At 64.5% G+C, this 6,636-nt stretch carries 5 protein-coding genes; all 5 read right to left on the bottom strand.

Annotation, left to right across the window (positions count from 1 at the left end):
- On the bottom strand, positions 1-442 hold a 442-nt coding region (locus AC5JJ6_RS35430; RefSeq protein ID WP_496046542.1), incomplete at its 3' end, for a nitrilase-related carbon-nitrogen hydrolase.
- 15 nt (positions 443-457) lie between these two features.
- Complete coding sequence (locus tag AC5JJ6_RS35425) at positions 458-1,246, bottom strand: ABC transporter ATP-binding protein (protein ID WP_496046541.1); 789 nt, start codon at positions 1,244-1,246, stop codon at positions 458-460.
- Complete coding sequence (locus AC5JJ6_RS35420) at positions 1,243-2,151, bottom strand: ABC transporter permease (RefSeq protein ID WP_496046540.1); 909 nt, start codon at positions 2,149-2,151, stop codon at positions 1,243-1,245. Before AC5JJ6_RS35420 ends, AC5JJ6_RS35425 begins: the two co-directional genes overlap by 4 nt.
- A gap of 46 nt (positions 2,152-2,197) precedes the next feature.
- Positions 2,198-3,256, bottom strand: a complete 1,059-nt coding sequence (locus AC5JJ6_RS35415; protein WP_496046539.1) for an ABC transporter substrate-binding protein — start codon at positions 3,254-3,256, stop codon at positions 2,198-2,200.
- A 359-nt stretch (positions 3,257-3,615) separates the two neighbouring features.
- Positions 3,616-6,099 carry a PAS domain S-box protein gene (locus tag AC5JJ6_RS35410; RefSeq protein ID WP_496046538.1) on the bottom strand — a complete coding sequence of 828 codons (2,484 nt, stop codon included), beginning with the start codon at positions 6,097-6,099 and terminating at the stop codon, positions 3,616-3,618.
- Positions 6,100-6,636 lie beyond the last annotated feature (537 nt).

The following is a 6,636-nucleotide window of genomic DNA, read 5'->3' as shown; positions in this document are numbered from 1 at the left end:
CGACCGTTCCGACGCAGGGCGGACCGGCGGCGAAGTGGTCGGCTTCTCCGAAGCGCTCGCCGGGACCTGCCGGCGGCAGGTGGATCTTGTGTGCGACCGGTTCGACGGTGCCGCCGGGTCTCGCCAGCAGCGCCGCGTTGAACGGCTTGCCGCCATCGACGCCGGCAAGCGCCATCCCGAACACGATCGGAATGCCCAGCCGGGACGACAGATCGGCCGCCCAGCGGGCGGTCGGGCCGTCGAGCGGCTCGGCCAGATGCGCCCATCCGGCGGGGTCTTCGCCTGCCACATACGGCAGAGCGAACAGTTCCGGCAGGACCGCGAGCCCCGCCCCTGCCCTCGCCAGCGCTTCGACGGCGGCCTCCGCCGCGTCTCGGGCGCAGGCGGTCCCGTTGCCGGCCGGCCCTGTCGAGGCCGCGCCGACGCGAAAGATGGTTGTCATGTCAGGGTCCGGAGCCTAGAGCGCTTCCTGTTCCGCGAAAGCCCGGTCCACCTCGTCGGCCAGCAACTCGGTGAAGAGGTCGCGGTACTCGTGGTAACGCTGGTCCCGGCTGGGCCTGGGTCTCGGCAGGTCGATCGGCACGATGGTCTTCACCTGCCCCGGCCTAGCGGTGAAGACGACGACCCGGTCGGCCAGCGCTATCGCCTCGTCGATGGAATGCGTGACCAGGATGATCGAAGCACCACTGTCGCGCCAGATCTGGAGCAGGAAGTCCTGCATCTTGGACCGGGTCTGGACGTCCAGCGCCGCGAACGGCTCGTCCATCATCAGCACCTTGGGCCGCATGGCGAGTGCGCGAGCGCAGGCCGCCCGCTGGCGCATGCCGCCGGACAACTCGTCCGGCTTCTTCTCCAGCATGTCGCCGAGCCCGACCGAACGCAGCATCTCGACCGCGATGGCCCGCCGCTCGGTCGCCGGAACGCCGCGTACGGACAGGCCGAAGGCGACGTTGTCGACGATGGTCAGCCACGGGAACAGCGAGGCTTCCTGGAAGATCAGGCCGCGCTCCGCCGAAGGCTGGGTGACGGCGACGCCGTCCTGCTCGATCGTGCCGGAGGAAACGCCCTCCAGTCCCGCGATCATGTAGAGCAGCGTGGACTTGCCGCAGCCCGACGGCCCCAGCAGCACCACGAACTCGCCGGGCAGGATGTCGAGGCTGAGGTTGCGGAGGGCATGGACGGCGGGCCGTCCTTCCGGCGTCCAGGTCTTGGCGACGTTGCGGATCGCGATGGCGGGTTCGGTCATCTCCTGCCTCCCTGGTTCGGTGCTACCCACCACAGCATGCGGCTCTGGACGTAGCGCAGCGCCCAATCGAAGGTGAAGCCGAGCACGCCGATGATGGCCATGGTGAAGAAGACGAGCTTGGCGTTGAAGGTCGCCCGCGCCATGCTGGTGATCTGCCCAAGTCCGGTGCCCACTCCCACCGCTTCGGCGATCAGCACGACCATCCAGGCGGCGAACAGGTTGAGCCGCAGGGTCATGAACAGGCTGGGCAGGATGGCGGGAAGGATCACGCGCCAGAACGTCTGCGCCTCGCTCGCCCCCATGATGCGGGCGACGTGCAGGTAGTTCTTCGGCACGCTCTCGAACTGGGAGACGGTGGACAGCACGATCGCGAAGAAGACGGTGATGAACACCAGGAAGATCGCCGGGACGTCGCCGATGCCGAACACGAAGATCGCGACCGGCAGCCACGCCACGGGGGAGATCGGGGCCAGCAGGAGGATGGTCGGCAGAAGCAGGTTGCGGACGATCCGCACGTAATGGACCACGGCCCCGACCGCGACGCCCAGCACGAAGCCCAGCGTCAGCCCCAGAACGACGCGGGTCGTCGTCCACAGGATGGTCATCAGCAGCCCGGTCAGCCCGTTGCCGGTGCCCCGGCTGCCGATCACGTTCTTCTGGGCGAAGAACCCCAATGTCGCCGGTATGTCCTGGAGGAACAGGTGGGGCGGCGGCAGGAGCAGCGGGTTGGCCCAGCCGACCGCCCACAGGATTTCCCAGATGGCAGTGAACAGTCCGATGGACGCGATGCTCCACCCGATCGACGCTCCGTACCGGCGAAGCTTCGGCGGGATGGAAGGCCGCGCGGATGCGCGGTCCCCCCGTTCAGCCACGGTCCCGATTCCGGTCTTCGTGGTCATTGTCATTGTGTTCTCTCTGACTCAGGAACTGGCTCAAGAACTGGCTTGTCGCTCAGGCAGCCGACTTCAGGTGCAGCGAGCTGTAGAGCGTGCCGTTCTCGGCGATCACCTGGTTGAGCAGGCTCCAGTCGAACGCGCCGGCATCCGGCAGCTTCTGGATGTAGCCCAGCTCCTTCATGGAGACGCCGCGGTCGATGATGAACTGCGTCTGGTCGCGCTGGTCGACCACGATCGGCTGCTTGGCCGAGGCGTCCATCGCCGCTTCCATCGAGGTCTTGTAGTAGCTGCCGACCGTGTCGTTGAGGGCGGCCTGCTTGTCGGACTCGGCCTGGGACTGCGCCACCATCAGCGCCTTGATGACCGCCTTGACCGCCGCCGGGTTGCTTTCCAGCAGCGGGATGCGGGCGGCGAGCACGCAGTCGGAATAGCCCTTGCCGTAAAGATCGGTGCCATCCGACAGGATGGTGGCGCCGGGGCGCCCCTGGACGCACTGGGTCGCATAGGGCTCGATGTGGCAGATGGCGTCCACCGCCCCGGCGATGAAGGCCTGCGCCAGTTCCGGCGAGGTGTTGAGGTAACGGACATCGACGTCCTGGAAGGTCATGCCGGCCTTCTTCAGGTAATCGTAGGGCAGCACTTCGAGCGTGTCGGCCTGGAAGGTGCCGAAGGTCTTGCCCTTCAGGTCAGCTGCCGACTTGATGCCTTCCTTAGCCACGATGATGCAGCCCTGGACGCCGCCGCCGGCCACGATCCGGACGGGAGCGCCGGCGTCGTACAGGGTCATGAAGTTGGAATAGGGGATCATCGAGATATCGACCAGCCCGGCGCCGAACATGGTCGTGATCTCGGTATTGGACGGGGTGACGACGAACTCCAGATCGACGCCGTCGGCCTTGGTCAGCTCCCGCTCCTTGGCGAGGAAGATGCCCATGTTGCAGAAACCCGACCCGTGGGTCGCCTTGACCGTCGTCGCGGCCAGGGCAGCCGTCGGGCTGAGGAGCGCCGCCAGATGTGAGGGGATCGCCACCGTGGCCGCCGCGCCGGCAGCCGTCGTCTTCAGGAAATTCCGCCGGGAGAATTGCTGGTAGAAGGTACCGTCACGATCGCACATGGTCCACTCCAGTCCATTGAAAGACCGCATGGATCACGTGAAAAACCCAGCTTGGCAGCCGGCCGCTTGCGTGGCCGCTGGTCAACCAATGTCAAATGGCCGCGCCGGGCATTGCACGATTTCCATACAATGGGCACGCCAACCCATGAGAGCTTGAGAGCGCTCTGCGCTTGATGAGCTTACTAAGCAATGGCTGTGCCAACGGAGCATGTCGGTGAGCTGGCGGCTAAGCGGCGGAACAATAGAGCATGACCGAAAAATCATGCTCAGATCGCAGGCATTTGCTCAGCATTTTTGCATATGTTGGTATGTCTTGAGATGCAGTCGCTTGACTGGCGCGGTCCGGTACACAACCCGGATCAGCGGCTCTCGATCAGGGCCTTCACCTTGGCCAGCAGGACGTCCATCGCTACCGGCTTGCCGATAAGGTCGCCGCTGTATCCGGGCGATCCGTCCTTTGCCGGCTTGTCATGGACATAGCCGGTCAGGAAGAGGACCTTCAGCCCCGGGCGGAGCGTCCGCGCCATTTCCGCGAGCTGACGCCCGTTGATTCCGGGAAGCCCGACATCCGTCACCAGCAGATCGACAGGGATGGAGCTTTCGAGGATCCGGAGAGCCGTTTGCCCTTCCGCAGCTTCGTGCACGGTATAGCCGTGCTCCTCCAGTGTCTCGACCATGACCATGGAGACGAGCAGTTCGTCCTCGACGATCAGGATGCTTCCCTGCCCACCCGACACCGGGTGGATTTGCGGCTGGGCTTCCGGCTCTTGTCCGGGAACGGGATCGACACCGTTTTCGATCGCGGCGCGATGGCGCGGCAGGTAGAGCTTGACGCTGGTTCCCCTGCCCTGTTCGCTCTCGATGCGGGCGGTCCCGCCGGACTGACGCGCGAAGCCGTAGAGCTGGCTCAGTCCCAGCCCCGTTCCCTGCCCCAGCGGCTTGGTCGTGAAGAACGGTTCGAAGGCCCGCTCCAGCACGCCGGGCATCATGCCGGACCCGGTATCGCTCACCGCCAGCATCGCGTATTCGCCCGGCTCCACCCCAGCTTCCAAGGCAGGGCTCGTGTGGTCGAGGCGGATATTGCAGCTCTCGATGATCAGGCGCCCGCCATCCGGCATGGCGTCGCGGGCGTTGATCGCGAGGTTGAGCAGCGCGTTCTCCACCTGACTGGTATCCGCCCAGGTAAGCCACAGCCGGTCCGCCAAGTTCGTTTCGACCTGGACCGTTTCTCCCACCGAGCGCTGAACCAGGTCGCGCATCCCCAGGACGAGTTCGTTGAGATCGAGAACTTTCGGGGCAAGTGGCTGGCGCCGGGAGAAGGCAAGCAGGCGCTGGGTTAGCATTGCCGCCTTCTCCACCGACAGGCGGGCGGCGCTGCTGAACTTGGCAACGTCGGTGCGCCCTGCCTCCAGCCGGCGCTCGACCACCTCCAGGCTGCCGCCGATCGCCTGAAGCAGGTTGTTGAAGTCGTGGGCCACCCCACCGGTAAGCTGGCCAAGGGCTTCCATCTTCTGGGCCTGACGAAGCTGCTCTTCCGTTGCGCGCAACGCTTCGGCGGCTGTCCTTTCCGCCGTGACGTCACGTCCGACGCCGTGAAACCGCATGCCATCCGGATCGGGGGAAAGCACCCAGGCAACCCATCGCCATGAGCCGTCGGCGGCCAGTATCCGGTCCTCGAACCGGACGGACCGGCGATGGGTCCTCAATTCCTCAAGGCACGCCGTCACCTTGCCGAGATCGTCGGGATGGATCACGTCGGTGTAGCGCATCGTGAGAAGCGCCGTCTCGTCATAACCCAGCAGCCGCGACCAGGATGGACTGACCCGGATCCGGTGGCCCTCGTAGTCCGAAACGACGAGCAGGTCGTCGCTGAGCTCCCACAGGCGGTCGCGCTCGCGCGTGCGTTCGACCACCCGCTCCTCAAGGGTTTCGTTGAGACGCCGAAGCTCGTCCTCCTGCCGCTTCCGCTCGCCGATGTCGCGGAAATACACCGACAGGCCGCCGGTGGCGGTCGGATGGATGTCTATATCGACCCAGTGACCCAGGATGGGCGAAATGGTCTCGCAATGGACATGCCGTCGTTCCCGCATCGCCGTCCAGTGCGCCTCATAGGCGACGCTGCCGACCGCCTGCGGGAACTCCTTCCAATAATTGGCCCCGATCAGATGGGAGCGGTCATGTCCCCACCATTCCTCGGCCTTGCGGTTGACGTAGGTGAAACGCCAGTCGGCATCGACCGCGTAGAATGCATCGCCGATGCTTTCCAGTATCTCGAGATTTCTTTCATGCGAGACAGTCAGGCCGCCCTCCGCCTGGCTCCGTTCGATCGCGACGCCGAGCAGGTTGGCGAACCCCTGCATGAAGGCCAGATCCGCTTCTTCGAAACTTCCCGGATCGGAGCTGTCGACCTCGAGCACGCCGAACGGCCTCTCGTCCGCGCCGTCACGGATGACGACGTTGATGGCGCGGCGGACGCCATGGATGGCAAGGACGTGCGGCGTCCGGAAGCGCGCTTCGTGTTCCAGGTGGTTCGAGATCACCGGCGCGCCTGTCTTGAGGGCATAGCCTGCGGGTGATTCCAGGTCGGCGCCGACCATAGCATGACCGACCAGCCCCTCGGCCCAGCCGATACCTGCCCGCATCAGCAGTTGATCCCGGTCTGGAAGCCATTCCAGCACCTTGCACAGATCGGTTCCCATACCCTCGGCGCAAAGCTCGGCCGCACGCTGGAGAAGGCGATCCAGATCCCGGCAACGCAGGGCGAAGAATCCGAAATCGGCGAGAAGCCGTTGCTGGCGCAGGCGGTAGGCGAGTTCATCCTCGCGGGGGACTGACTGGGTCACTCGTACCGGTTCCGGAGGTTGCGGTGCCGCCTGCCGTTATCCAGCCGGACAATGATATGTTCATGACTCGAACGACCCATACCAGCAAACTGACTATGGTTTCTCAAGGGTCCATAGCGTGTCCATGCCCTGGCGGCCACTATGCTTAGGAGGTAGAGCGGGAAACGTGCCGGAACGACGGGGGTGCGAACGTCACCCTACATATACCCCCGACCTCATCGTAAGCGTTGGCTAGCCAGAGGTTTCATCACGAACAGACGTTTGTGCCGGGTCGCAGCGCTCATAACCTTCATATCAGGGACAGACTCGAATGCTCCGCCGCGCACCAGCGAGCGGGCGCAACAGGGTGCGCTTTCGCACTATGCGGCTCAAGGTTGGGGATGTTTATCCAGACTTTGCTCACCTGCTGTCGGCATGCTTCCCCCCGGCAGCATCTTGCGGGCATAACGCAAGCTTTACGTATATCGAGTGGTGATGCTAGCTTACACCACTAAAAAGTGTTTTATCTTTGATAATACAGCCACATGACACTGCAAA

This window comes from Skermanella sp. (genome assembly GCF_059503625.1).
The sequence above is the reverse complement of the archived record's forward strand: the minus strand, read 5'-3'. Positions and strand labels throughout refer to the sequence as shown.

What these genes read in the sequence shown, in the direction of transcription:
- AC5JJ6_RS35425 (WP_496046541.1), bottom strand. Translation starts at nt 1,246, where the DNA reads ATGACCGAACCCGCCATCGCGATCCGCAACGTCGCCAAGACCTGGACG.
- AC5JJ6_RS35420 (WP_496046540.1), bottom strand. Translation starts at nt 2,151, where the DNA reads ATGACAATGACCACGAAGACCGGAATCGGGACCGTGGCTGAACGGGGG.
- AC5JJ6_RS35415 (WP_496046539.1), bottom strand. Translation starts at nt 3,256, where the DNA reads ATGTGCGATCGTGACGGTACCTTCTACCAGCAATTCTCCCGGCGGAAT.